This is a genomic window from Kribbella speibonae (assembly GCF_004331375.1).
Classification (GTDB): Bacteria; Actinomycetota; Actinomycetes; order Propionibacteriales; family Kribbellaceae; genus Kribbella; species Kribbella sindirgiensis.
In genome coordinates this window covers 219,900-244,748 of sequence record NZ_SJKC01000006.1, presented here as the reverse complement: position 1 = coordinate 244,748, position 24,849 = coordinate 219,900, and the positions used below count along the sequence as shown (strand labels likewise).

At 68.3% G+C, this 24,849-nt stretch carries 19 protein-coding genes; 9 read left to right on the top strand and 10 right to left on the bottom strand.

Annotation, left to right across the window (positions count from 1 at the left end):
* Positions 1–29: 29 nt before the first annotated feature.
* Positions 30–1,472, top strand: a complete 1,443-nt coding sequence (locus E0H92_RS35555; RefSeq protein ID WP_131466615.1) for a DUF7059 domain-containing protein — start codon at positions 30–32, stop codon at positions 1,470–1,472.
* On the opposite strand, the gene E0H92_RS35550 is transcribed toward E0H92_RS35555, so the two are convergent.
* The 9 genes from E0H92_RS35550 to E0H92_RS35510 form a co-directional block, all read right to left on the bottom strand.
* Positions 1,466–3,034: a GGDEF domain-containing protein gene (locus E0H92_RS35550; RefSeq protein ID WP_131466616.1), complete on the bottom strand. Its 1,569-nt coding sequence runs from the start codon at positions 3,032–3,034 to the stop codon at positions 1,466–1,468. The genes E0H92_RS35555 and E0H92_RS35550 overlap by 7 nt on opposite strands.
* Positions 3,035–3,053: 19 nt before the next feature.
* Positions 3,054–4,625 carry a GGDEF domain-containing protein gene (locus E0H92_RS35545; RefSeq protein WP_238153236.1) on the bottom strand — a complete coding sequence of 524 codons (1,572 nt, stop codon included), beginning with the start codon at positions 4,623–4,625 and terminating at the stop codon, positions 3,054–3,056.
* Between the two features lie 633 nt (positions 4,626–5,258).
* Complete coding sequence (locus E0H92_RS35540) at positions 5,259–6,563, bottom strand: cytochrome P450 (RefSeq protein ID WP_131293189.1); 1,305 nt, start codon at positions 6,561–6,563, stop codon at positions 5,259–5,261.
* 306 nt (positions 6,564–6,869) lie between these two features.
* The gene (locus tag E0H92_RS35535) at positions 6,870–7,664 is read right to left on the bottom strand and encodes a DUF2785 domain-containing protein (RefSeq protein ID WP_131499328.1); all 795 of its coding nucleotides are present in this window, start codon (positions 7,662–7,664) and stop codon (positions 6,870–6,872) included.
* A 176-nt stretch (positions 7,665–7,840) separates the two neighbouring features.
* Positions 7,841–8,605 (bottom strand): hypothetical protein, encoded by a 765-nt coding sequence (locus tag E0H92_RS35530; protein WP_131466619.1) that lies wholly within the window; start codon positions 8,603–8,605, stop codon positions 7,841–7,843.
* A 1-nt stretch (position 8,606) separates the two neighbouring features.
* Positions 8,607–9,599, bottom strand: coding sequence for an ABC transporter ATP-binding protein (locus E0H92_RS35525; protein WP_131499327.1), 993 nt, complete (start codon positions 9,597–9,599; stop codon positions 8,607–8,609).
* Between the two features lie 275 nt (positions 9,600–9,874).
* Positions 9,875–11,080, bottom strand: coding sequence for a DUF4142 domain-containing protein (locus tag E0H92_RS35520; RefSeq protein ID WP_131499326.1), 1,206 nt, complete (start codon positions 11,078–11,080; stop codon positions 9,875–9,877).
* 94 nt (positions 11,081–11,174) lie between these two features.
* Positions 11,175–13,478: a sodium-translocating pyrophosphatase gene (locus E0H92_RS35515; protein ID WP_131499325.1), complete on the bottom strand. Its 2,304-nt coding sequence runs from the start codon at positions 13,476–13,478 to the stop codon at positions 11,175–11,177.
* A 237-nt stretch (positions 13,479–13,715) separates the two neighbouring features.
* Positions 13,716–14,075, bottom strand: coding sequence for an STAS domain-containing protein (locus E0H92_RS35510; protein WP_272948521.1), 360 nt, complete (start codon positions 14,073–14,075; stop codon positions 13,716–13,718).
* 161 nt (positions 14,076–14,236) lie between these two features.
* Between E0H92_RS35510 and E0H92_RS35505 the strand changes: the two genes are divergently transcribed.
* The 8 genes from E0H92_RS35505 (at position 14,237) to E0H92_RS35470 (ending at position 24,181) form a co-directional block, all read left to right on the top strand.
* Positions 14,237–16,546, top strand: a complete 2,310-nt coding sequence (locus E0H92_RS35505; RefSeq protein WP_165550168.1) for a DEAD/DEAH box helicase — start codon at positions 14,237–14,239, stop codon at positions 16,544–16,546.
* Between the two features lie 37 nt (positions 16,547–16,583).
* On the top strand, positions 16,584–17,018 hold the full coding sequence (locus tag E0H92_RS45345; protein WP_238173737.1) for a hypothetical protein: 435 nt from the start codon (positions 16,584–16,586) through the stop codon (positions 17,016–17,018).
* A gap of 330 nt (positions 17,019–17,348) precedes the next feature.
* Entirely contained in the window at positions 17,349–18,116 is a 768-nt protein-coding gene (locus E0H92_RS35495) for an RICIN domain-containing protein (protein WP_165550167.1), read from the top strand.
* Between the two features lie 529 nt (positions 18,117–18,645).
* Positions 18,646–20,073: an extracellular solute-binding protein gene (locus E0H92_RS35490; RefSeq protein WP_131499323.1), complete on the top strand. Its 1,428-nt coding sequence runs from the start codon at positions 18,646–18,648 to the stop codon at positions 20,071–20,073.
* Positions 20,073–20,981, top strand: coding sequence for a carbohydrate ABC transporter permease (locus tag E0H92_RS35485; protein WP_131466625.1), 909 nt, complete (start codon positions 20,073–20,075; stop codon positions 20,979–20,981). Before E0H92_RS35490 ends, E0H92_RS35485 begins: the two co-directional genes overlap by 1 nt.
* Complete coding sequence (locus tag E0H92_RS35480; RefSeq protein WP_131293011.1) at positions 20,978–21,799, top strand: carbohydrate ABC transporter permease; 822 nt, start codon at positions 20,978–20,980, stop codon at positions 21,797–21,799. The genes E0H92_RS35485 and E0H92_RS35480 overlap by 4 nt, the downstream gene beginning before the upstream one ends.
* Positions 21,799–22,899 (top strand): ABC transporter ATP-binding protein, encoded by a 1,101-nt coding sequence (locus tag E0H92_RS35475; RefSeq protein WP_131466627.1) that lies wholly within the window; start codon positions 21,799–21,801, stop codon positions 22,897–22,899. The genes E0H92_RS35480 and E0H92_RS35475 overlap by 1 nt, the downstream gene beginning before the upstream one ends.
* Before the next feature lie 34 nt (positions 22,900–22,933).
* Positions 22,934–24,181 carry a CehA/McbA family metallohydrolase gene (locus E0H92_RS35470; protein WP_131499322.1) on the top strand — a complete coding sequence of 416 codons (1,248 nt, stop codon included), beginning with the start codon at positions 22,934–22,936 and terminating at the stop codon, positions 24,179–24,181.
* A gap of 7 nt (positions 24,182–24,188) precedes the next feature.
* Here E0H92_RS35470 and E0H92_RS35465 read toward each other — a convergent pair whose 3' ends face one another.
* Positions 24,189–24,812 carry a DUF4386 domain-containing protein gene (locus E0H92_RS35465; RefSeq protein WP_131499321.1) on the bottom strand — a complete coding sequence of 208 codons (624 nt, stop codon included), beginning with the start codon at positions 24,810–24,812 and terminating at the stop codon, positions 24,189–24,191.
* Positions 24,813–24,849: the final 37 nt, after the last annotated feature.

The following is a 24,849-nucleotide window of genomic DNA, read 5'->3' as shown; positions in this document are numbered from 1 at the left end:
CCGGAGAGCACGAATGGGAGAATGCGCCCATGCACGAACTGACGGGGACTGTGGTCGAAGGGTTGCGTACAGCGTTTTCCGGCGCGGGGTACACCACGGACGGGGTCGCCGAGCGGCTCGGCGTCCAGGCGAACGCGGCGTTGGCGCGGAACGAGACCTCGGCGGCGTCCCGTCGTACGGCGTCGGGCGATGCGCTCGACACGATGATCCGGTTGTTCCTGCTCCAGCGTTCCGTGCCGGAAAGCCTGGTAATCAAAGCATTTCCGGGGATTGATCTGGTTGCCCTGGGCATCGTCACCCGCAGCGGAGACGAGGTACGGGCGGCGCTCGACATCCGGCCGTTCGCGGAGGACGAGCGGGACTGGTGGGTCGTTGCCGACCTGACGCCGGGGCTGGACGGGCGGCGGGAGGCGATGCGGTCCGACTACGTGCTCGGGATCGCGCCGGCCAGCCTCAGCCTCATCCACCTGACCGTTCCGATCAAGGCAGACCGGGCGCTCGATATCGGCACGGGGTGCGGTATTCAGTCCTTGCACCTCGCCGACCGGGTCAACCAGCTGACGGCGACCGACGTCAACCCGCGGGCTCTGCAGCTCGCGAAGGCGACGGCCGCGCTCAACCACCTCGATCTCGATCTGCGCGACGGCAGCCTGTACGAGCCCGTGAAGGGCGAGCGTTTCGACCTCATCGTCAGCAACCCGCCGTACGTGATCTCCCCTCCCGGCGGCGATCTCACCTATCGCGAGACGGCGTACGCCGGTGACTCCGTTGTCGAGCAGCTGATCAGGCAAGCACCGGACCATCTGACCGACGGCGGGTGGTGTCAGCTGCTCGCCAACTGGACCTGTGTCCGCGGTGAGGACTGGCAGGACCGCATCGCCGGCTGGACGGGCGACCGCTCCGCCTGGGCGGTGCAGCGCGAGCAACTCGACCCGTCCGAGTACGTCGAGCTCTGGCTCCGCGACGCCGGCCTGCACGGCTCCCCGCAGTACACCACGCGGTACGACGAATGGATGCGCTACCTCGACGAGCACAGCGTCGAGGCGATCGGCATGGGCTGGATCACGCTGCACAACGTCGAGGGCTCCCTCCATGCGGAGGCCTGGCCGTACGAGATCGAGCGCCCGATCGGCCCGCACGTCCTGCACCGCTTCGAGCGCCTGGAAGGCCTCCCGGCCGACCTCACCACGCTCCACCTGCACGTGGCCGACGACGTCGTCCAGGAGACCACCGGGCAGCCCGGAGCCGAGGACCCGGCCACGATCGTGCTCCGCCGCCAGCGGGGCATGCGGAGAGCGGAGCAGGTCGACACGGTCCTGGCCGGGTTCGTCGGCGCCTGCGACGGCGATCTGAGCACAGGGCAGATCCTCGCCGCGCTGGCTGATCTCATGGACCGTCCCGTCGTCGACGTACTCGCCGACTACCTCCCCCAGATCAGAAACCTGGTCATCGAAGGCTTCCTGGACTACTGAGCAGCACGCCGGCGCCGGCGCTTCTCGGCGTACATGCGGCGATCCGCCTCGGTCAGCAGCTCAGCAACCGCAGTACCGTCCGTGCTGCTCGCCTGCCCGACACTCAGCCGCAGCAACGCGAACCACGGCTCCTCCGCCCGCTCCGCCTCACGATCCGCCGCGGACTTGATCCGCTCGACCAGCTCGGGCGCACCCCGCTCGTCCGGGTTGTCGAGGACGACGACGAACTCGTCCCCGCCCGCCCGCGCCACGACGTCCTCAGCGCGGCACTGCTCGGTCAGTAACGACCCGACCCGCCGCAGTACGTCGTCGCCGCTGGCGTGCCCGTAGCTGTCGTTGATCACCTTCAGGTTGTCCACATCGATCGCGACCACCGCGATCGAGCGGCCGGAGTCCTGCGCCACCGACATCCGCTCGTCGAGCGCACGCCGGTTCCCCACGCCGGTCAGCGGATCCTCACGCGCCGCCCGCCACTCGGCGTCGTGCCGGATCGAGAGCTCGTGGTTGGCCAGCGCACTCCGTACGGCGTACAACCCGCGCAGCCGCTCCGCCCACCAGCCGCGGCTGATGGCCCGCGCGTACTGCAGCCCGGACGACGCACCGGCGTCCCCGGACTCCGCACTGATCTGTACGGCGGTATGCCGGATCAGGGCCTCCACCGGCGGATCCGACGTCGGCGGCAGGTCACTCGCCGCCCGGTCCGCGGCGTCCATCGCCTCACCGATCCGGTCGCCCGCCAGGTACGCCTTGGCCAGGTACGCGCCCGCGATCGCCGCCAGCTCGAGATCACCGAGCTTGGCCAACTGGTCCCGGCAATCCTTCAAGATCACGGCCGCCTCACCCGCGTCGGCAGCGTCGTTGCTCGCCGCGAGCCACATCCGCCCGGCCATCGGCCAGTACCCGAGCAGGTCAGCGGCGAGAATCACCTCGACCGCCTCCCCGGCCCAGCGGTGCGCTGCGCGCCGGCGTTCCCTGATCTCCTCCGCGTACGACGTGTCGCCGAGCCGCTCGAGCTCGTGGGCCCAGCGCAGATTCGACTCGGCCAGGTTCAGCCGGTTGATCGCCGGCGCCTCGAGCAGGCCCAGCGGGTCGTGGTCGCCCTCGGCGGCGAGCTCGAAGTGCGGGATGCACAACTCGTAGAGCCGGAGCAGGTCGTAGGCGTAGCCGAGGCCGGTGTGCGCCCAGCCCGCGAGGCCGAGGTCGCGGGTCCGGGACAGGGCGTTCTCCGCGGCGACCAGGTCGGCGACCGAGTCACCGCCCTCGCCGGTCCGGATCAGCGTGACGATCCGGAGCGCGATCGCGTTCGCCTCCCAGCCCGGCTCGTCGATCGCGCGGGCGACCCGGATACAGCTGTCGACGGCGTCCAGCGCCTCGACCGAGTCGGTGGCGTGATGCGCCGCGACGGCCCGCACGTACTCCGCGGCGGCGCGTTCGTGCGTGGGCTCCGGGCCCAGCTCGGCGAGCAGCACGTTCAGGTCGAGCGCCGCCTCGTCCGGACTGCCCGACTGCGCCCGCGTCATCGCCGCCGCGATCCGCGTCGTCACCCCCGACGTCTCCCGCACCGCACCTCCCCACTTTTCGTCACTTCTTGCGGCGCTTCTCCGTGTACAGGCGCTGGTCGGCCCGGGAGATCAACTGCTCAACGGCGATTCCCTCGGCGGTCGCGGCGTACCCGATGCTCAGTCCGAGCCGGCGCAGCCATGGTTTCTCAGTCGTCGCCGCGATCGCGTCGACGGCGATCCGGATCCGCTCGGCCAGCGAGGCACCGCCCTTGGCGTCGGGCTGGTCCAGCACCACGAAGAACTCGTCGCCACCCGATCGAATCACGGCATCGGTCGCTCGCGCCTGTTCTACCAGGAGATTTGCCACAACCTGCAGCAATTCGTCCCCGCAGGCGTGCCCGAACGTGTCGTTGACGAGTTTCAGGTCGTCCACGTCGATCGCCAGCAACGTCACCGCCCGGCCGGAGTCGCGGGCCGCGGTCAGCCGCTCGTCCAGGGCGCGGCGATTCCCCACGCCGGTCAGCGGATCCTGCCGCGCCGCATGCCACTCGGCGTCGTGCCGGGCCGGCAGATCGTGCGCGGCAAGCGCATGCCGTACGGCGTTCAGCGCGCGCTGCCGCTCCTTCCACCAGCCCCGCGCGACCGTTCGCGCGTAGGCGAGGCCCGCGAGCGCACCCGGCGTACCGTCGACCGCCTCGACCTCCGAACGGGTCTGCAGCACCAGGACATGGGTCGATGGGTCGGCCAACGGAATCAGGTCGTCGGCCGCCCGGTCCGCCGCGGCCTTGGCCTCCTCGGACTTACCCTGCGCCTGCAGGGCCCGGGCCAGGTAGGCGCCGGCGATCGCGAGCCGCTCGGTCTCGCCCAGCTTGCTGATCTCGTCGCGGATCTCGGTCAGGTCGGCGACGGCCCGATCCGGGTCCTCAGCGGTCGCGGCGGCGGAGATCCACAGCCGGGCGCTGAGTTTCCAGAACTCCTGGGTCTCGTCGTCGACCACCACCCGCTCGGCCTCACGCGCCCAGTACGCGGCGGACGCCAGACGCTCCTCAATCTCCCTTGTATACAAAGGATCGCCGAGGCGTTCGAGCTCGTGCGCCCAGCGCAGGTACGTCTCGGCGAGGTTCAGCCGGTCGATCGCCTTCGACTCCGCCAGCTCGAACACGTCCTCGTCCAACTGGGTGGCGAGCTCGTAATGCGGAATGCACAGTTCGAAAAGCCGCAGGACGTCGTACGCGTAGCCGAGGCCGGTGTGTGCCCAGGCGGTCAGGCCGGCGTCCCGGGTGCGGTTCAGGGCTGCTTCGGCGGCGACCAGGTCGTTGACGGTGTCGCCGCCGCGGCCGCTGCGGGCGAGGTTGATGATGCGGATCGGCAGGGCGTTCGCTTCCCAGCCCGGTTCGTCGATCGCGCGGGCGATCTCGATACAGGCGTCGACCGCGCGCAACGCCTCGTCGGCGTCGCTGGCATGGTGCGCGGTCACACCCCGGACGTACTCCGCAGCCGCCAGCCGGTAGCTCGGCACGCCGCCCAGCTCGGTCCGGATCGCCTCGATCTCCGCCGCCGCCGTCGCATGCCCACCCGACTGCGCCGCGGTCATCGCGGCGGCGATCCGTGCGGTCAGCGCGTCGCCCGCCGCCATCTCGCCATTCCCCATACCGCCGACGGCCCTTCCCTGTTCCGTCACCCGCACCTCGGGCCGGACCGCCCATTGTGACCACCCACCCCCACTCCTGTCACGACCCGATCCGGCCACCGACCACCTAGTGCCACAAGAAAACTACCTAGAAGAACCACCAGTACAGGAAGTAGAAGCCTCCCACGCGCCACTACGCGCGGCTCCTCCGTCGCCGTGCTACGCACCGCTCCCACCCACCCTCCGGCTCAGCGCCGGCCCATCAGCCGGCTACCGCCGGCATCTGCGCGCTACCGCACGCGGCGACAGCCCTGTGGTGGCGCCGGTCGTACCGAGTCCGAGCGACTCGCAACGCCGGGGCGGCGTCCTCGTTGAGTGATCTCAGCATCGACTGGCGAATGTGCTGCCGCGCTCTCACGTGCCGTCGGTTGGGTGGGTACGTCGCTGACTGTCGCGTTGAGGATCCTTCGTGTCCACCCGGTGCGGGCACGCGAGTCTGGCTAGCGCCTCGCCACATCCGACTCGCCCGGACCAAGCGCTCATGGTGCGGTCGCGGCGCCGCGAAGCGGCCAAGAGGCAGCCGCCGCGAAGCGGCGACCTTTATCGCCCCCACCAGTACATCCGCCTCGCCTGGTTCAGGCGAGGCGGATGCCTTTAGCCGGCGACCTGTTCGGCGGCGGTGGCGTGGAGGCGGACTGGGAGGGACTCGACGCCGTAGACGATGGAGAAGTCTCGGAAGCGGAGTTGTTCTTCGGGGACGGCGAGGGACAGGTCGGGGAAGCGGTGGGCGAGCGCGGTGAAGGCGGCGCGCAGCTCCATTCGGGCCAGCTCTGCGCCGACGCAGCGGTGCATGCCATGGCCGAACGCCAGATGCGCGGAGGACACCGTACGACGCGGGTAGAAGTCCTCGGCGTCCGCGCCGAAGACCTGCTTGTCCCGATCCGCCCCGGACAGCGACACCGCGACCAGGTCGCCCTTCTTCACCTGCTGACCGAACAGCTCCTGGTCGTGCCGGGCGAACCGCGGGAACGCGACCTGCACCACGGTCAGGTACCGCAGCAGCTCCTCGACGATCACATCGACCGCACCGGGCTCGTTGCGGATCCGCTCGAAGTTCGACGGGTCGCGCAGCAGCACCAGCGTGCCGAGCGCCAGCATGCTCGCGGACGTCTCGTACCCGCCCAGGAACACCCCGTCCGCCAGCCCGCCGAGCTCGATGTCGTCGAGGTCGTCGCCCTGCTCGCGGATGATCGACCCGATCAGCCCGTCGCCGGGGTTCTCCCGCTGCTTGCGGACGATCTCGAACAGGAAGTCCCGCGACTCCGACGCCGAACCGAAGACGCCGATCCCGCCCCCGGAGAGATCGAACCGGGCCGGCCCGAGCGCCCGGAACCGATCGCGATCGGACTCCTCGACGCCGAGCAGGTCCGCGATCAGCAGGAACGGCACGTTGAAGGCGAAGTCCGCGACGATGTCGGCGACCGGGCCCTTGGCCTCCATCAGGTCCAGCTGGTCGTTGACGATCTTCTCGATCGCGGGCTCCAGCCGGGCCAGCTTGCGCTTGGTGAACTCGGGCGTCAGCAGTTTCCGCAGCCGCGTGTGGTCCGGCGGATCGGTGAACCCGAGACCCCCGATACCCTCCGACGGCTTGTTCGGGTCCGAGCCGACCAGCGGCCGGATGTCGTTGCTGAAGTTCGTGCTGTCGGCGAGTACGGCCTTCGCCTCGGCGTGACCGCTCACGACGAAGACGTTGAGCCCGAACAGATGAGCCAGTTTGTGCACCGGCTCGGTCTCGCGCACCTGGGCCAGCTCGGGGACCGGATCGAGCCCCTCGCGGCGCAACGGCATCGAGACCTGGCGCGGGAACATCCGCATCTTCGACAGGTCGAGGCCACCCTTGCGGGTGGTCCTGTTGAGAATGCGGTTGCCGACCCATCTCTTCAGGTATGTCGCAACCATGACTTCCACGCGCCCTCTCTAAAACCCCTGCCCCCAACGGCTGTGTAACTCAAAGCTAACCTCGCCGGGGACCAGATCTGATGGTGTTGGCACTACTGCGGTAGTGGCGTTGACACCACCATGGGAGGGGGCCATGGCGTGCCAGCTGAGACCTTGTCACGGACCGAGCCTCCACTGCCACCTGAAACCACCTGTACTCCGCCCTGGACCGCGACATGCCGTTCCTCGGGGAGGATTCAGGGAAAGTCCAGACGAAAGTCGGATGCGTCCTACCCCATCAGGTAGTTGCCGCCGACCACTTCAGGCTCAGAGATAGTACGGCGTGACGATCCGGAGCACGTCGGCGAGCTTTGTCTTGACCTGCTCGGCCTGGGGAATCCGTGTGAGTTTCTTCGCATCGCCGACCCGCAGACCGTGATCCGCGAAGACGTACAGCGCCCGCAACGTGCGGACCGTGTTCGTCACCTCGGGCGTGATCCCTTCGGCGGGTGGGTTCGACAGCTGCCGGATCGCCGGGTCGAGCCAGTCGGTCGCGTCGCTGCCGGTCAGCTCGTCGCGGGTCAGCGTCGCCGCGAGCGCGTACCCGAGCCGGTCGTCCTCCATGTCCCGCAGCACGTACGGCGTCGGCGTCAGCAACCGCCCGATCCCGAGCCGCAGCATCTGCACCGGCTCCACCGCCGCATGCTGCCCGAGCGCTCCGAGCAGGTCCGCACCGTGCGCCAGTGCGTGCAGCCAGCCGAGCTTCTCGTCGTACCCGCGGAGATCCTCCTCGGCGACGTACCAGCGCTCGAACGGCGGCACCCAGCTCGGCTCGAAGACCCCGGCCGTCACGATCGAGTCCAGGATCAGCGGGGCGAACGTCCGGGCCTGGATCTCGGGGTCCGTGAACCGCGGCACCATCTCGTCGCCGAGCGCCCGCAGCTGGTCCGCCGACAGCACACCACGCCCGATCCAGGTCGCGAGTATCGAGTACGCGTGCCGGTCCCGTACGACGGGATCCGGGGACCGCAGCATCCCGGCCAGCTCGGCCACGAGCTCATCGAGTGGCCGCCCTTCGGGTACCGCGAAACCAGCCTCACGCACCTGTGCCCAGTCCGTCATGCGCGGCACCGTAATCCGTCGACGGGCCACCCGGCCACCCCCGGACCACAAAGGGAAACGGCCCGTGGTTCATCCGGAGACCGGATGCACCACGGGCCGTCGCGGCCAGGACCCCTCAGCCCGGCCGGGCCCCTGCCCCGGTCAGGGCCCCTCAACTCCGACCGGGGTGGACTTTGTCATGCGTCGCGCTTGCTCGCCGACAGCAGGGCGATCGTCATCAGCGCGGCCGCCCAGCCGGCGAAGTACAGCAGCGCCCACCACGGGCTGAGCGCGAAGTCGCTGCCGCCCGCGCCCTGTCCGGCCAGACCGAAGTCCTGGCCCTGGTTGAGGAACGAGCTGCCGTTCGCGAACGGCGCCCACCGGGCCAGGTCGTCGCCGACCTTCGGGATCAGGTTGACCAGATTCTCGACCAGCAGCGGCCAGAGGATCAGGATCGCGATCGCACCGGCGCTCTGCCGGATCAGGATGCCGACCGCCACCGCGAACACGGCGGAGATCGAGAAGATCAGGCCCTGTCCGGCCAGCAGCCGCCACTCGGCGCCGGTGTTGATCGCCAGGTCCGCGTTGCTCGCGAACAGGCTGCCGATCCCCCAGGCGCCGAAGGACGCGATCAGGCCGATGACGCCGGCCAGGAACGCGACCACCGCGGTCTTGCCGAGCAGCAGCGCGGCACGCTGCGGAACGGCCTGGAAGCTGGTCCGGATGGTGCCGAACCGGTACTCCGTGGTGACGGCCAGCGCGGCCATCACCATCATCACCATCTGGCTGAGCTGCGCGCCCGGCTGGGTGATGAAGATCGTCGCCTGCTGCTCATCGGCGCCCTTGAGGAAGCCGGTCGTCAGAGCCGCGAAGCCCACGGTCAGGACAGCCGCGATGATCATGCACCACCACGGCGAGCGGGTGGAGAAGAGTTTGATCCGCTCGACAGTGATCACCGACATGTCAGTTGTCCTCCTTCGGACCCGCGGCCACCTCGGCGGCGTCAGGGGCGTCGAGCGAGGTCACAGCGGCGATCTCCTCGTGCGCGTGGTACTCGACCGAGTCACCGGTCATCTGCATGAATGCCTGCTCCAGCGAACCGCGCTGCAGCGTCAGCTCGTGCAGCACGATGCCGTGCGCGGCGGCCGCCTCGCCGATCTGGTCGGTGGTCAGGTCGCCTTCGACGAACAGCACCTTGCCCTGGTCCTCGACGTCCTCGATCCGGGTCGACAGGTGCTGCTCGTTCAGCACACCGGCGAACTGGTCGAGCTGCGGCGTCCGGACCTTCACCGTCGTACCGCTGGCACGGTCGACGAACTCCTGGGTGGTGCTCTGCGCGATCAGCTTGCCGCGGCCGATGACGACCAGGTCCTCGGCGGTGAGCGCCATCTCGGACAGCAGGTGGCTGGAGACCAGCACGGTGCGGCCCTCGTCGGCCAGCCGGTGCATGAAGGTCCGGATCCAGACGATGCCCTCCGGGTCGAGACCGTTCACCGGCTCGTCGAACAGCAGCACCTCCGGATCGCCGAGCAACGCGCCGGCGATCCCGAGCCGCTGGGACATACCCAGCGAGAAGGCGCCGGCCCGCTTGCTCGCGACCGACGTCAGGCCGACCATGTCGAGCGCCTTGTCGACCGATGACTTCGGCAACTTGTTGGACGCCGCCATCCACAGCAGATGGGCTCGCGCCGAGCGGTTCGGGTGCACCCACTTGGCGTCCAGCAGCGCGCCGACCTTGGTCAGCGGCCGGTGCAGGTCGCGGTACCGCTGGCCGTCGATGGTGACTTCGCCGGACGTCGGGGTGTCGAGTCCGAGGATCATCCGCATGGTGGTGGACTTGCCGGCCCCGTTCGGGCCCAGGAAGCCGGTCACCCGGCCGGGTTTCACCTCGAAAGACAGGTTGTCAACGGCAACTGTCGAGCCGTATCGCTTGGTGAGGCCTTTTGCCTCGATCATCGCCGTACTCCTCATTCGGTGGCGTGAAATTCGTCCCCAGTCGGGCGGGTTGTGTCGTGATGAGATCAGTATCGAGGCCAGAGGGGTGCCGAGCATCGGACCCCGGGCGGATCCGGTGTGTCCACCCGTGGGTTGATTCTGCCGCCGGTACGCGGGCGGCTGCTATCGGTTATGCCCCTGACCACAACCCCGACGATCCCCCATGCCGCGGCTGAGTACATCAGCCGAAAGTCGACGTAGGCCGTACTTCGGTCTGGAAGTCACTACCAAACGGATCAGTCAACCGGAACGCCGTACAGCACGAGGTTCTCGCTGTAGCGGTGCGTCTTGTGGTCGTACGAACCCGTGCAGGTCACCAGCGCCAGCCGGGGCTTGGCCGCGCCGTGGAACAGGTCGGCGGGCAGAGCCTGCTGCTTGTACGTACGACGCGCGACGATGCGGTACCAGTGCTCGTCGCCGTCTCCACCCGTCACCGCGACCCTGGCACCCACAGGCACCTCGGACAGGGGTGCGAACACCCCACGCCCTTTGACGGTGTCCACATGACCAGCAAGCAATACTGTGCCGCCAACAGCGCCCGGCGCCGCACCCGCGGCCCACCAGCCCACGTCTGCTGCCGACTTCGGCACCTGCAGCTGACCGGTGGCCCCAGTCGCAACCGGCTGCACCGTCGCCTCCAGTACACCGGGCAGCTTCAGACGGACAGGCGGTACGGCGGCCTCTCGGTCCGCCGTCGTCTTACCCGCGTCCGGGACCTTGCCGGTGTTGTTGGGCTGGCCGCCGAACAGCATGATGAGACCCGCAGCCAGTGCAGCGATACCCAGGAGACGCCGCTTGACCGGGATCGCTTTGCCGACCAGGAGCAGCACCACACCGATCCCCATCAGGATCAGTGCGGCCCGGGTGCGCGCCAGCTTGGCGTCTGCCTCCTGACCGCCCTCACCGGTCGGCACCACCGGCGTGGTGGTCTCGGCTTTGCAAGTACCCGTGACCGCGCGCTGGTGCATCTGGATCACTGGCTTGGCGCCGTCGGCCACTGCCTCGACGGCAGGCGATGCACTGATCGGCAGCTCGCCTTCCACCAGTGCGAGGTACTGCTGGTGCACCTGTCGCTGGAAAGCCAGCCACGCGGCGTCGTACGACCTGGTTCCGGCCTTGGCCGCTAGGAGGTCGAGCTGACGGCGCTGCGCCGCCGAAGGGGTCGTCGGCAGCAGAATGTTGAGCCGCGTGGCGACGTCGAGCTCCTGCGCGGAGAGCTTGCGATGGTCACGTTCCAGCTGCCCGGCGACCCGTCGTACGCAGGAGGTCCGGCCCTTGGTCGTCGCCGTGTGGGCGGCGTCGATGATCGTCAGATTGAGCTGGTGGGCCGTGTTGAGATAGGCGACATCCGGTTGCGGGTCGGCCGCGTTCGCCGGCTGCAGGGTTGCCAGAAAGCCGGCCACAACGAGCAGCAGCAGCGCGGGCACCCGGGCAATCCTCACAGGACCACGGTAAGAGAGCGGGCGGTCCGGGGTCCAGCCGAACGAAACGGCCCGCCGGTCGGAACCGGCGGGCCGTTTCGGGCAGATCCTGCGATCAGGCTGCGGCGTTCACCTCGGCCGGAGTGTCGGAGATGACCGACTCCCGGCGCTTCGAGACGAACACGGCCGCGGCCAGGATCACCACGGCGACGACCGCGATGACGATCCGCAGCGCGGTGTTGGTGTCATCGCCGATCGCCGACATGCCGACGACGGCCGGAGCGATCAGCACCGAGACCAGGTTCATCACCTTGATCAGCGGGTTGATGGCCGGGCCGGCGGTGTCCTTGAACGGGTCGCCGACGGTGTCACCGATGACGGTGGCCTCGTGCGCGGGCGAACCCTTACCGCCGTGGTTGCCGTCCTCGACCAGCTTCTTGGCGTTGTCCCAGGCACCACCTGAGTTGGCCAGGAAGACCGCCATCAGGGTGCCGGCGCCGATCGCACCGGCCAGGTAGCCGGCCAGCGCCGCGGCGCCGAGGCCGAAGCCGACGGCGATCGGCGCGGTCAGCGCGAGCAGACCCGGGGTGGCCAGCTCCCGCAGCGAGTCGCGGGTGCAGATGTCCACGACCTTGCCGTACTCCGGCTTGCCCGTGCCCTCCATGATCCCGGGGATGTCGCGGAACTGGCGACGGACCTCGTAGACGACCGCACCGGCGGCGCGGCCGACCGCGTTGACGGCCAGACCCGAGAACATGAACACGACCGCGGCACCGAGGATCAGGCCGACCAGCGTGCCCGGGTTGAACACCAGGGCGTCCGCCTCGAACTTGGCGTAGTTGTCGGCCAGCGAGGAACGGATCGCGTCGGTGTAGGAACCGAACAGCGCGGTCGCCGCCAGTACGGCGGTCGCGATCGCGATGCCCTTGGTGATCGCCTTCGTGGTGTTGCCGACGGCGTCCAGCTCGGTCAGGATCTGAGCCGCCTCGCCGTCCACGTCACCGGACATCTCGGCGATGCCCTGCGCGTTGTCGGAGACCGGTCCGAAGGTGTCCATCGCGACGATGACGCCGACGGTGGTCAGCAGACCACAACCGGCCAGCGCGATCGCGAACAGCGCGACCACGCCGGTCCCGCCCACCAGGAACGCGCCGTACACGGCCGCCGCGATCACCACGGCGGTGTAGACGGCGGACTCGAAGCCGACCGAGATACCGGACAGGATCACGGTCGCGGCGCCGGTCAGCGACGACTTGCCGACGTCCTTGACCGGCTTGTCCTCGGTGCCGGTGAAGTAGCCGGTGAGCGCCAGGATGACGGCCGCCAGCACGATGCCGATGATCACCGAGACGGTCGCGATCAGCCGCGGGTCGCCGTCGGTCGCGGCGATCGACTCGGTCGCGCCGGTGAGGTCCTTGAAACTGCTCGGCAGGTAGACGAACGCCGCCACCGCACAGAGCACACCGGAGACGACCGCGGAGATGTAGAACGCGCGGTTGATCGTGCGCAGACCGTTCTCGCCGGTCCGCGGACGGGTCAGGAAGACACCGAGCACCGCGGTGAGCGCGCCGATGGCCGGCACGATCAGCGGGAAGATCAGGCCCTGCTCGCCGAACGCGGCCTTGCCCAGGATCAGCGAGGCCACCAGCATCACGGCGTACGACTCGAACAGGTCGGCCGCCATACCGGCGCAGTCACCGACGTTGTCGCCCACGTTGTCGGCGATCGTCGCCGCGTTCCGGGGGTCGTCCTCGGGGATGTTCTGCTCGACCTTGCCGACCAGGTCGGCGCCGACGTCGGCGGCCTTGGTGAAGATACCGCCGCCGACCCGCATGAACATCGCGAGCATCGCGGCGCCGAAGCCGAAGCCCTCGAGCACCGTCGGGGCGTCGCCCTTGAACAGCAGCACGACCAGCGCGGCGCCGAACAGGCCGAAGCCCACGGTCGCCATACCGACGGTGCCGCCGGTGCGGAACGCGACCCGCATCGCCGGGTCGCGGCCTTCGTCCCGCGCGGCCGCGGCGACCCGGACGTTGGCGCGCGTCGCGAGCCACATGCCCAGGTAGCCGATCGCGGCGGAGAAGCCGGCGCCGACCAGGAAGAACACGGAGCGGAAGATCTTCAGCGTGGTCTCGTTGCCGCCGTCGGTGTGCGCCGGCAGCAGGAACAGCAACAGAAACGCGACCACGGCGAAGATCGACAATGTCCGGAACTGCCGGTTCAGGTACGCCGAAGCGCCTTCCTGAACCGCCGCGGCGATCGTCTTCATGTTCTCGGTGCCATCGTTCGCGGCAAGCACCTGGCCCCGGAAGACCATCGCGATGACGACCGCGAGAATCGCGATCACCCCGACGACAATCACCAGTGTGGTGTTGCTCGACGAAAGATCCACCGCTTGTGGAGCAAGCAGCGCGGACATCCGTCCTCCTTGTAGGCAACCCATCCAGGCGTGACGGCCCCCGTCTGCCGCAACCGAAGGGTTGGGGAAATACGACACAGCGCCAGTGGCCTGGCGCGGTGGGTTACTCTAACGGGTTCCCGACCAGACCTGACGACAGGGTGGTCTACGCCATACCCGGTCGGCCCGGCAAGTGCTGTGCCGGAACCTGGGCGCAACGATCACCGAACGTAGTGATGTGGACACCGTTTCGCTGGGTCAGATCGCCGAGGCGACGTCCGGGTGGATGTCGAAGACCTTGGTCAGGCCGGTGATCCGGAAGATCTTCAGCAGCCGTTCCTGGGTACAGACCAGGGACAGGGATCCGTCATGGGTGCGCACCCGTTTCAGTCCGCCGACGAGAACGCCGAGGCCGGTGGAGTCCAGGAACTCCACGCGTTCCAGGTCGATGACGAGGTCGTAGACCCCTTCTTCGACGAGCGCGGCGATCTTCTCGCGGAGCTTCGGTGCGGTGTAGACGTCGATCTCCCCCGCCACCTCGATGACGGTGCGCCCGCCCTCGGCGCGCGCGGTCAGCGACAGATCCACTTCGGCCTCCGATCCCGTGAACTGCTGCATTCAACCATGTACGGACCGTGAGTGAGACCCGTTGCCGAAAACTCTTTCATCTCGCCCACCCGAAGTCGATTCCCCTCCGGAAAAAGGCCGTGCATCCGAACGTGCATCTCTCAGCTGGTCCTCAGCAGCGCACTGTCCGTGCAAGGGCCTAGGGTGCCGGTATGCGTGCAGGTGGTGAGGCGGCTGCTGTCCTGAAGCGCCTGGCCGCCGGTCGCGACGACCGGCTGACGCATGTCGAGTCGGTGCCGCCGCGGGTTGGTCAAACGTGTGACTGGCCGCGCTGGGTCCCGCCCGAGGTCCTCGACCAGCTACGGGACGCCGGGATCACGGCCCCTTGGACGCATCAGGTGGCGACGGCCGAGGCGGCGTACGGCGGGAAGCACGTGGTGGTCGCGACCGGGACGGCCTCCGGCAAGTCCCTCGGGTACCTGCTGCCGGCCTTCGCCACGTTGAGCATCGCGCAGGCGGCTTCACCACACCGCCGTACTGCCTCTGTTCTGTACTTGTCTCCGACCAAGGCACTCGCCCACGATCAGCTCCGCGCGGTCTCGGCGTACACAGTGCCCGGTCTGCGGGCCACGACGCTGGACGGCGACTCGGAGCGGACCGAGCGCGACTGGGCGCGCGACCACGCGACGTACGTGCTCAGCAACCCGGACATGCTGCACCGGTCCGTCCTGCCGAACCATCAACGCTGGGCGCGCTTCCTGGGCTGCCTGCAGTACGTCGTGGTCGACGAGTGCCACCACTACCGCGGTGTCTTCGGTGCACACGTCGCCGGCGTACTGCGGCGGCTGCGACGGGTGTGTGCGCAGTACGGCGCGCATCCGATCTTCGTCTGTGCCTCAGCGACGGTGGCCGAGCCGGCGTTGTCAGGCGAACGTTTGACCGGGCTCCCGATGGAAGAGGTCGTCAAGGACGGCTCCCCGCGCGGCGGCATCGCTTTCGGTCTCTGGGAGCCGCCCCTGACCTCTCTACGCGGCGAGAACGGCGCACCGGTACGTCGGTCCGCGACGGCCGAGGTGGCGGACCTCCTGACCGATCTGGTCGTCACAGGTGTCCGTACGGTCGCCTTCGTCCGATCACGCCGTGGAGCCGAGTCGGTCGCGATGACGGCCCGGGAGAACCTGGCCGAAGTCGACCCGACGCTGATCGACCAAGTGTCGGCGTACCGGGCCGGCTACCTCCCTGAGGAACGTCGACGGCTCGAAGGGATGCTGCAGAGCGGTGAGCTTACTGGCGTCGCCGCGACGAACGCGCTCGAGCTGGGCATCGACATTGCCGGGCTGGACGCCGTACTGCTCTCCGGCTGGCCCGGCACGCGCGCGTCCCTCTGGCAACAGGCTGGCCGTGCAGGCCGCGCCGGCGGCGACGCGGTGGCGTTGCTGATCGCCAGGGACGACCCACTGGACACCTACCTGGTGCGACATCCAGCAGCGATCTTCGGACGCCCGGTCGAGGCGACGGTGTTCAACCCGGAGAACCCGTACGTGCTCGGTCCCCAACTGTGCGCCGCCGCCCAGGAGCTGCCACTGACACCCGACGACTTCGAAGTCTTCGGCGAGACCACGTCTACTGTCATCGCGCAGCTGGTGCGGCAAGGCGCGCTGCGGGAACGGCCGCACGGATGGTTCTGGACACGCCGCGAGCGCGCCGTCGACGCGATCGACATCCGGTCGGCCGGCGGGAAGACAGTGCAGATCGTGGAGGACCAGACCGGTCGTCTGCTCGGTACGGTCGACGGCGGGTCGGCCCACTCCTCGGTTCACGAGGGCGCTGTCTACGTCCATGCGGGTGAGTCGTATCTGGTGCGCACGCTCGACCTCGAGGAGCACGCCGCGGTCGTCGAGCCGGCCTCTCCGGACTACACGACCTTCGCGCGGGACGTGACCGAGATCAGCATCCTCGCGACCGAGGAGACCTGCTCGTGGGGTACGGCGGAGTTGTCGCGCGGCTGGGTCCAGGTGACGAGCCAGGTCATCTCGTACCAGCGCAAGCTGATCGCGACCGGCGACGTACTCGACGAACAGCCGCTCGACCTGCCGGAACGCACCCTGCGCACCAAGGCGGTGTGGTGGACCATGCCTGACACCGTTGTCGAGAGCCTCGGGCTGGACGACGTACCAGGAGCGGCCCACGCCGCCGAACACGCCTCGATCGGCCTGCTCCCGCTCTTCGCCACCTGCGACCGCTGGGACATCGGCGGCGTCTCCACCGCCCGCCACGCCGACACCGGCCAACTGACCGTCTTCGTGTACGACGGCCACCCGGGCGGCGCCGGATTCGCCGAACACGGGTACGCCGCGGCGCGCGAGTGGTTGACGGCGACACGCGATGCGATTGCACACTGTGAATGCACGGAGGGATGCCCTTCGTGCGTACAGTCGCCCAAGTGTGGGAACCAGAACAACCCACTCGACAAGAGCGGCGCGGTGGCGCTGCTGACCGTACTACTGAGCAGTGAGGCCTGAAAGGCCGGCGCTGAGGCCGGCGGAGAGGCGGATCGCGATGGCCGTTCTCGGAGTTGTCCTGATCGTCCTGGCCGTGTTGTTCGGGCTGGGCGTCTCGGTCTCGTCGACCGCTTCCACGAAGCTGGAGGTCTTCGGCGTCGACTTCGGCGTCTCGGTGCCGACCGTCTACTTCCTCGGCGCGGTCACCGGCGCCGCCCTCGTCGTCGGGCTCTGGCTGCTGAAGAAGGGCCTCGGGCGCGACCTGCGCCGCCGCAAGGAGATGCGCGAACTGCGCGCCCAGGCGACGAACGGCACCCCGGCGGTCACCTCGACTGCAGGCAGTGACACGGTCGGCGGCGAGATCACGCAGAGTGATGCATCCGCCGAGCTCCCCGTCAGCGTCGACAGCACCGGCGACACCCCCGCCGACGAGCGCCTGGCCACCGAGCGGGAGCTGGCGCCGGACCCCAAGGACACCAAACAGCACCACTGACCACTCTGTTGCCTAGGGCATCAACTATGCACTGACGACTACCGGCATCCCATCGGATTGCCGTAAGATCTCGAACGTCTCACAACCTCCGCACGGCGATCGCACGGCGAGCCGACGACTCGATGTAGATGCCTTGCGCAACGAACTTTGCCTGGCAGTTAGTTGCCATTGGCATCAAGTTTCGCAAGATCGGCATAACCCCCTCGGTCCCACCTGTGCCTTACTGGTTGTGGCGTCAACGTCGCGCTGAGTCACTGCCGGCATTCCCGGCTCGCGCCACGGGTCCCGACGACCTGACGCCACGAGATGGCACGACCTCTGGAGGTTGTCTTGATCACCCGAAAGCTGTTCAGCCGCACCGGCGTAGTGGTGCTCGCGGTCAGCGTGGCCATCGCCACCGCAATTCCGGCCCAAGCCGCGAACCCGGCACCCAGCGGTTCGAAGACCCCGGGCGTATCGGTGGGTGTGGCACAACAGATCGCCACGCGCTCCGACACGCGCTACTGCCTGACGTTCGTCGCGGCCCAGAAGGTCCCGATGGCGGTCATGATGGCGTGCGCCCCGGGCAAGGAAGGCAAGACCCAGGAGTGGATCTACACCGAGTCCGGCCAGCTGCAGGTCGCGATGAGCAAGAGCGTCGGTGGCGCCCTTGCGACGACCGGAGCCTGCCTGGACAGCGGCGCGGACCTGGCCAAGGTGCCGGCTTCGGCTCCACTACTGGTCCTGCCCTGCCGTAGCGGCGACGGGCAGAAGTGGAACTACGACGAGGACACCGGCACGTTCGTGAACGAAGCCAGTGGGCTCGCCCTGACGTCACTGCTTGGCAAGGGGAAGGCCAAGCAGGCACAACCGACCGGCACGATGAGCGCTGCCGGCACGCCGATCCAGGCCTGGAGCGGCCTTCCGGTGCCGGGGCTGGACATCCTCGGCGCGGTCCTGGCCCTCGTGAACGCGCTGCTGGCATCGCTGGGTCTGGCCCTGCCGCTGCCGATCGCCGGCGCGGCCGCGAGCCTGCTGTCGCTGCTCAGGCCGCAGGTCCCGATCCCGGCGCAGATGGAGACGCTGCCGAAGCAGATGATGCAGCTCGCTCAGAGCTGAGTCGCCTGCGACACCGACCAACGAGAGGACGGCCGGCCCCGACATCGTCGGGGCCGGCCGTTTCGCACTCCTTGTCTCTCGCGTTGTCTCCGGCGGTGGGCCAAGCGGTGCTCGGGGATGAGTTCCGGGATGCCCCGCTGCTTGCGCGTCAGCGGGAGCCCGGCATCGTCACCGCGCGGCCACTGTCACCACCAGCACCAGCAATGCCCGAGCAGGTCGTGGACAAGGCAAGCGACTCCATGGAGCAGGCTCACGTCTTTCACCTCCGATCCGCTGATCCGAACGGCTAGACAGTAGCTCGCCTTGTCACCCTCTGTATCTACTCCATTACCTGTTGTCGCAGAACCTTGAGCATCCTTTAACTCGTCCGCAACGCATCAGGCGGGATCCGAACTTGACAGTTCACACATGGTTGCCTACAGCACCTGACAACGTTCTTCTCAGGGTTGGGAAAAAGTCTTCACATAGTCGCGGATGAGTGCCAATGTTTGACCGGCACTGTGCTGGACCACTTCTGCAAGGAGCCCTGATGCGATCACTCTCGCGGTTGACCACCGCCGGCGTACTCGGCGCCGCGGCCCTCGCCCTGCTCACCGGATGCCTCGGCTCGTCCGACTCCGGCAGCGGCGACCAGGACGCGAACCGGAACGCCGACGCCAAGAAGGTCGAGCTGACCTTCGGGTCGAACTCGGTCAAGGGCGGCAAGAGCAGCGCCGGGGCAACCTTCATCGAGGACGTGCTGATCCCGAAGTTCGTCGCCGAGCAGAAGGGCAAGGGCGTCGACGTCACGGTCAAGTTCCAGGGCGACGGCTCCGACGACGAGGTCTACAAGCAGAAGCTCTCCCTCGACCTGTCGAACAAGTCCGGACCGGACCTGTTCCAGATCGACGGCATCTGGGTCGGCGAGTTCGCCCAGGCCAACTACATCAAGCCGCTCACCGAGACCGTCGGCGACGCCGCGAAGGTGGACGACTGGGACGGCTGGAAGCAGATCCCGGAGTCGGTCCAGGCGCTCGGCAGCTACAACGGCCAGCGGTACGGCGTACCCGGTGGCACCGACGGCCGCGTCCTGTACTTCAACAAGAAGCTGTTCCAGCAGGCCGGACTGCCCGCCGACTGGCAGCCGAAGTCCTGGGCCGACATCATCTCCGCGGGTCAGGCGCTCAAGAAGATCTCCGGCGTGACGCCGATCCAGATCAACGCCGGCACCGCGATGGGCGAGGCGACCACCATGCAGGGCATTCTGCCGCTGCTGGTCGGCACCGGCGCCACCGTCAACTCCGACGGCAAGTGGCTGGGCAACACCGCGCAGCTGCGCCAGGTCCTGGACTTCTATCACCAGGTCTACTCGACGGGCCTCGGTGACCCGGTGCTGCAGCGCGAGGCCAAGGGCCGCGACAAGTCGTTCGCCGAGTTCGCCGCGAACAAGATCGGCATTCTGCTCGAAGGCGACTACTTCTGGCGCAGCGTGGTCGAGCCCAAGGAGGGCGTCGCGAAGATGGCCGACCGGGACACCGCCGTCGGCTACGCCCTGATCCCGGCCCGGCAGCCCGGCGCCGGCGTGAAGGGTCAGGACTTCGTCTCGATGTCGGGCGGCGGCGCGACGGCGATCAACCCGAACACGAAGTTCCCGCAGCAGGCCTGGGAGTTCCTGCAGTTCATGAACTCCGCGGAGATGGTGAAGGAGTCGCTGGCCGGCGCCGCCAAGATCACGCAGCGGTCCGACGTCAACAGCGAAGTACTGAAGAGCGACCCGATGCTGAGCTTCGTCGCCGAGAAGGTGCTGCCGATCACGCAGTACCGTCCGGGCCGGGCCGAGTACCCGAAGATCTCCGCGGCGCTGCAGCAGGCGACCGCGGACGTGGTCGGCGGCAAGTCGACCGACGCTGCGGCCCAGGCCTACGAGAAGGCCGTCGAGGCCGCGGCCGGCGGCAAGGACAAGGTCACCAGCAACTGATGACGTCTGCTACCGCACCCGCGCGGGGTCGTGCCCCCGCGCGGGACGTCGCGGGCCTCGGGGTCGGCCGCGCACTCGGCTTCGTCGCGCCCGCGATGCTGCTGATCGGCGCGTTCCTGATCTTCCCCGCGCTCTGGACCATCTACATCGGCATCACCAACTACCGGTTGACCGGCGTCGAGGCCGTGTCGCCGTCGATGGTCGGGCTGTCGAACTACACGAAGGCGCTGAACGACGCGCTCTTCCACAACGCGTTGTGGCTGACGCTGCTGTTCGTGCTCGGCTCCGCGATCATCGGGCAGAACATCCTCGGCTTCACACTCGCGTGGGTTCTTCGCCGCGCCCGCCCGGCGGTCCGCCGTACGGTCGAGGCTTTCACGCTGCTGGCCTGGATCCTGCCGTCGACCGTGGTCGCGTACCTGTGGGTCGCGTTCTACGACCGCGACGGCGGCACGCTGAACAGCATCCTGGGTACGCCGGGGACCGCGTGGCTCATCGACTACCCGATGGCGTGCCTCGTGGTCTTCAACACGTGGCGCGGTACGGCGTTCTCGATGATGCTCTACTCGTCGGCGCTGCAGGCCGTCCCGCCGTCCCAGCTCGAGTCGGCGCGGATGGTCGGGGCGTCGGGGTGGCAGACGCTGCGGGACATCGTGTTCCCGCACATCCGCGGGCACGTGCTGACCAACACGCTGCTGATCTCGCTGTGGACGGCGAACGACTTCTCACCGTTCCTGCTCACCAAGGGCGGGCCGAACCACGAGTCCGAGACGGTGCCGGTCTACATCTACAACGTGGCGCTGCAGGGCGGTGAGCTCGGGTACTCGTCGGCGATCTCGTTCCTGCTGCTGATCGCGAACCTCCTGGTCTCACTGGTGTACCTGCGACTCTTGCGGAGGCGCTCATGAGGCCCGGGTACGTCGTACGCCGGATCGGGTTCTACGTCCTGATCTGCGCGATCACGCTGTTCTTCGCCGTACCGATGCTGTGGATCGCGTCGGCGCCGTTCGATGCCTCGCCGGGCCTCGGCGTGCACTGGCCGGACTGGACGCTCGAGAACATCCGCAAGACGCTCGACCACCCGTATGCGATGCACTCGATGGTCAACTCGCTGCTGATCTGCGTGACGACCGCGGTCGCGGTGACTGCCTTCGCCGCACTGGCCTCCTACGCGTTGTCGCGGGTGCGGATCCCGGGCCGCGACGCCTTGCTGTACGGATTGCTGCTGCTGTCCTCGGTCGTCACCGGGACGGCGGCGATGGTGCCGATCTTCGTGATGATGTTCCAGCTCGGGCTGATCGACTCCCGGTTCGGCGTCGCGCTGGTGATGACCGGCGGCCTGTTGCCGGCCGCGATCTTCATCCTGAAGGACTTCGTCGACGCGGTCCCCAAGTCCTACGAGGAGTCGGCGCGGGTCTTCGGCGCGTCCACGGGCCAGATCCTGCGGGACGTCGTACTCCCCGTCGCACGCCCCGGCTTGGCGACCATCATGGTCTGGGCGTTCGTCAACTCCTGGGGCAACTTCCTGGTGCCCTTCCTGCTCATCCGATCGATCGACAAGCAGCCCGGTGCGGTGCTGATGCAGACCCTCACCGACGAAGGCGGCAGCGTGAACCTGCAGGTGCTGCCGGTGTTCTCGCTGCTGTTCTCGATCCCGGTCGTCGTGCTGTACCTGCTGGTGAACTCGCGTTACGGGTTCCGCTTCCACGGAGGGATCAAGAGCTGATGGCGGGCATCGACATCGAAGGCCTCGCAACCGTCTACCCGAACGGCGTCCGCGCCGTCGACGGGCTGGACCTGCACGTGGCCGACGGCGAGTTCTTCGCCCTCCTCGGTCCGTCCGGCTGCGGCAAGACCACGCTGCTCCGCACGATCGCCGGCCTGGAGCCCGCGAGCGAGGGCACCGTACGCATCGACGCTGCGGACGTGACCCGGGTGGAGCCAGGCAAGCGCGGCGTGGCGATGGTCTTCCAGGACTACGCGCTCTTCCCCCACATGAGCGTCTCCGAAAACATCACCTACCCCTTGAAGGTACGGCGGGTCGCTGCCGCCACTCGTCTGGAGGTCGCGTCGCGTACCGCGGGCGAACTGTCCTTGGACGGCCTCCTCGAACGCAAGCCCGGGCAACTGTCCGGCGGCCAGCAGCAACGTGTCGCCCTCGCCCGTGCGATCGCGTCCGAAGGCAAGGTCCTGCTGCTCGACGAGCCGCTGTCGAACCTCGACGCCCGGCTGCGCCTCGAGGCCCGTACCTTCCTGAAGAAGCTCCAGCGCGACCTGGGCATCACGACGGTCTTCGTCACCCACGACCAGGCCGAGGCCCTCGCGCTCGCCGATCGCATCGCGGTCATGGATTCGGGCAAGCTCCGGCAGCTGGGGTCTCCGCGGGAGGTGTTCGCCCGGCCCGCCAACACGTTCGTGGCGAACTTCATCGGCTCGACCCCGATGAACCTGCTCCCCGGCAAGGTCCTGGGCGACGGCACGGTCTCCGTCGCCGGTGGTTCGTTGCCTGCGACAACCGTCTCCACGCCGGCGGACGCCGAGGTCACGGTCGGCATCCGGCCCGAGTACCTGACCCTGTCGACCGGCGACGTCTCCGGGCCCAGCCTCCGCGGCGAGGTCGTCGTCGCCGAGAACCTCGGCACCCAGTCCCTCGTCAGCGTCGACTGCGACGGCACCCTCATCGGCGTCACCGTGCCCGAGGAAACCGAGCCCGCCCCCGGCACCCCGGTAGTCCTCACCGCCCCCGCCCCGCGTGTCCTCCTCTACGCCCAAGACACCGGCGAACTCCTCACCTCCGCAGACCACACAGCCGGAGCCCGCCCGTGACCCGGAGCTCGTTCGTGATCGGGGAGATCGCCTGATGGCCGTCACGTCGTACCGTCGACGCTGGACACTCGACGACCGCGCCGAGTCGGTCTGGCATTCGCTGCCCGTCGACATCCCGGCCGACTGCCCAGGCCTGCTCGTCACCCTCACCGTCCCGCCGGTCGAAGGTGCTGTCATCGACATCGGCTGCGAAGGCGCGGCCGGGTGGCGCGGATGGTCCGGCGGCGCTCGTCAAACCTTCGCGATCACCCCGAACGCAGCCACCCCCGGTTACGTAGCCGGGGAACTCGAACCCGGCACCTGGTGGGTCGTCCTCGGCCTGCACCGAGTACCGACCGAAGGCGTTGAGCTCCTCGTCGAAGCAGTCACCGGCCCAGTCGACACCATCCCCGGCCTCACGGAGTACGCCGACGCCTCGGCCGCAATCGCCGTACCCGCGCGACCACCGCGCCGTACCCTCCCCGCATCCTCCGGCCTGAAGTGGATCGCAGGCGACTTCCACGCCCACTCCCTCCACTCCGACGGCTCGACCCCAATCGCGAACCTCGCCGCCCTCGGTGTGTCGGCCGGCCTCGACGTACTGGCCGTCACCGACCACAACACCGTCTCCCACCACGCCGAACTCCCTGCGCTCAGCAAACGCTTCGACCTCGGCCTCATCCCCGGTCAGGAAGTCACCACCGACACCGGCCACGCCAACGCCTTCGGCGCCATCGGCCCGATCGACTTCCGCCAACCCGCCGCCACCTGGGTGAAGGAGGTCGCCGACCGCGGGGGTCTCCTGTCGATCAACCATCCGCTCGGCGGCGACTGCTCCTGGCGCCACCCGCTCCCCGAGCACCCACCGCTCGCTGAGATCTGGCACTCCTCCTGGCTGGACCACACGTGGGGCGGCCCCATCGCGTGGTGGCAGGCCTGGGGCCTCGAAGGCACGACCCCCATCGGCGGCAGCGACTGGCACAACCCGACCTCCATCACGCCACCCGGCTCACCCACGACCTGGATCGCAGTGGACGCTTCCGCCGAAGGCCCCGACGAACTCCCCGTCGCGACACTCGAAGCCCTAGCCGCCGGCCGCACCGCCCTGTCGTGGTCCTACACCGCCCCCGTCCTGGTCCGAGCCGACGACGAACTAATCGCCCTCGACGCCGCCAACTCGCTGGTCATCTCCCCCGACGGCACCCGCCACGCCATCCGCACCGACAGAGCTCACCTCCCCGCCGCTCCCGGCCCGCACCTCCTCATCACCCACACCGGCAAGGTGCTCTCCACCTGCGCTTAGCCCCTGGTCAAGCACCCGCGACGGCAGCCGAAGTCCGAGCTTGACGCCGCACGAGTGGCGGTGCCCCAAATCCCTTGGCGAACAGCCAGATCGGCATGAACACGAACTCGAACAGTCCGCCCGGAGCGAGCAGCGCCAACCCTGCTCCTTCGTTCATGTCGAGAACGCCGAGAAGGTCGAGAGGCACTCCTACCGAGAGCGAGAGGTACCCGATGAAACCGAGCACTGCGATGGGCCGGGGAACCAGCCTGGACGCGAACAGCAGGTAGGTGAGGATCAAGCCACCGATACCCGTCGGGATGTAGACCCACAGCAGGTGGTAGGGGACCACTGTCAGCTGTGCGAGCAGATAGATCCCGCACACAGCTGAGACGGTCAACTCAGTGATTCTGAGGACCGGGTACCAGAAGGCAAGCCTGCGATTGAACTCCTTCAGGACCTGGTACATCAGCAGGCCGATGCCCACGACGGCGATGCCTGAACACAGCATCAGCACTACGCCGGCGGTCAGCGGGGCGCGGTCGGTGTCACCGTCCACGAATGCTTGGATCAGTGAGGTTCCGAACAGGGCAGTGACCATCTGGACGACGAACAGGGTTCCGACGGCGACCGCGATTTTCCTTCTGGACATGACTCTCCTTCGGGGCGGCTCGTTCGAATTGATCCCG

What these genes read in the sequence shown, in the direction of transcription:
- E0H92_RS35555 (WP_131466615.1), top strand. Translation starts at nt 30, where the DNA reads ATGCACGAACTGACGGGGACTGTGGTCGAAGGGTTGCGTACAGCGTTT.
- E0H92_RS35545 (WP_238153236.1), bottom strand. Translation starts at nt 4,625, where the DNA reads ATGGGGAATGGCGAGATGGCGGCGGGCGACGCGCTGACCGCACGGATC.
- E0H92_RS35540 (WP_131293189.1), bottom strand. Translation starts at nt 6,563, where the DNA reads ATGGTTGCGACATACCTGAAGAGATGGGTCGGCAACCGCATTCTCAAC.
- E0H92_RS35535 (WP_131499328.1), bottom strand. Translation starts at nt 7,664, where the DNA reads ATGACGGACTGGGCACAGGTGCGTGAGGCTGGTTTCGCGGTACCCGAA.
- E0H92_RS35530 (WP_131466619.1), bottom strand. Translation starts at nt 8,605, where the DNA reads ATGTCGGTGATCACTGTCGAGCGGATCAAACTCTTCTCCACCCGCTCG.
- E0H92_RS35525 (WP_131499327.1), bottom strand. Translation starts at nt 9,599, where the DNA reads ATGATCGAGGCAAAAGGCCTCACCAAGCGATACGGCTCGACAGTTGCC.
- E0H92_RS35515 (WP_131499325.1), bottom strand. Translation starts at nt 13,478, where the DNA reads ATGTCCGCGCTGCTTGCTCCACAAGCGGTGGATCTTTCGTCGAGCAAC.
- E0H92_RS35510 (WP_272948521.1), bottom strand. Translation starts at nt 14,075, where the DNA reads ATGCAGCAGTTCACGGGATCGGAGGCCGAAGTGGATCTGTCGCTGACC.
- E0H92_RS35505 (WP_165550168.1), top strand. Translation starts at nt 14,237, where the DNA reads ATGCGTGCAGGTGGTGAGGCGGCTGCTGTCCTGAAGCGCCTGGCCGCC.
- E0H92_RS45345 (WP_238173737.1), top strand. Translation starts at nt 16,584, where the DNA reads ATGGCCGTTCTCGGAGTTGTCCTGATCGTCCTGGCCGTGTTGTTCGGG.
- E0H92_RS35490 (WP_131499323.1), top strand. Translation starts at nt 18,646, where the DNA reads ATGCGATCACTCTCGCGGTTGACCACCGCCGGCGTACTCGGCGCCGCG.
- E0H92_RS35485 (WP_131466625.1), top strand. Translation starts at nt 20,073, where the DNA reads ATGACGTCTGCTACCGCACCCGCGCGGGGTCGTGCCCCCGCGCGGGAC.
- E0H92_RS35480 (WP_131293011.1), top strand. Translation starts at nt 20,978, where the DNA reads ATGAGGCCCGGGTACGTCGTACGCCGGATCGGGTTCTACGTCCTGATC.
- E0H92_RS35475 (WP_131466627.1), top strand. Translation starts at nt 21,799, where the DNA reads ATGGCGGGCATCGACATCGAAGGCCTCGCAACCGTCTACCCGAACGGC.
- E0H92_RS35470 (WP_131499322.1), top strand. Translation starts at nt 22,934, where the DNA reads ATGGCCGTCACGTCGTACCGTCGACGCTGGACACTCGACGACCGCGCC.
- E0H92_RS35465 (WP_131499321.1), bottom strand. Translation starts at nt 24,812, where the DNA reads ATGTCCAGAAGGAAAATCGCGGTCGCCGTCGGAACCCTGTTCGTCGTC.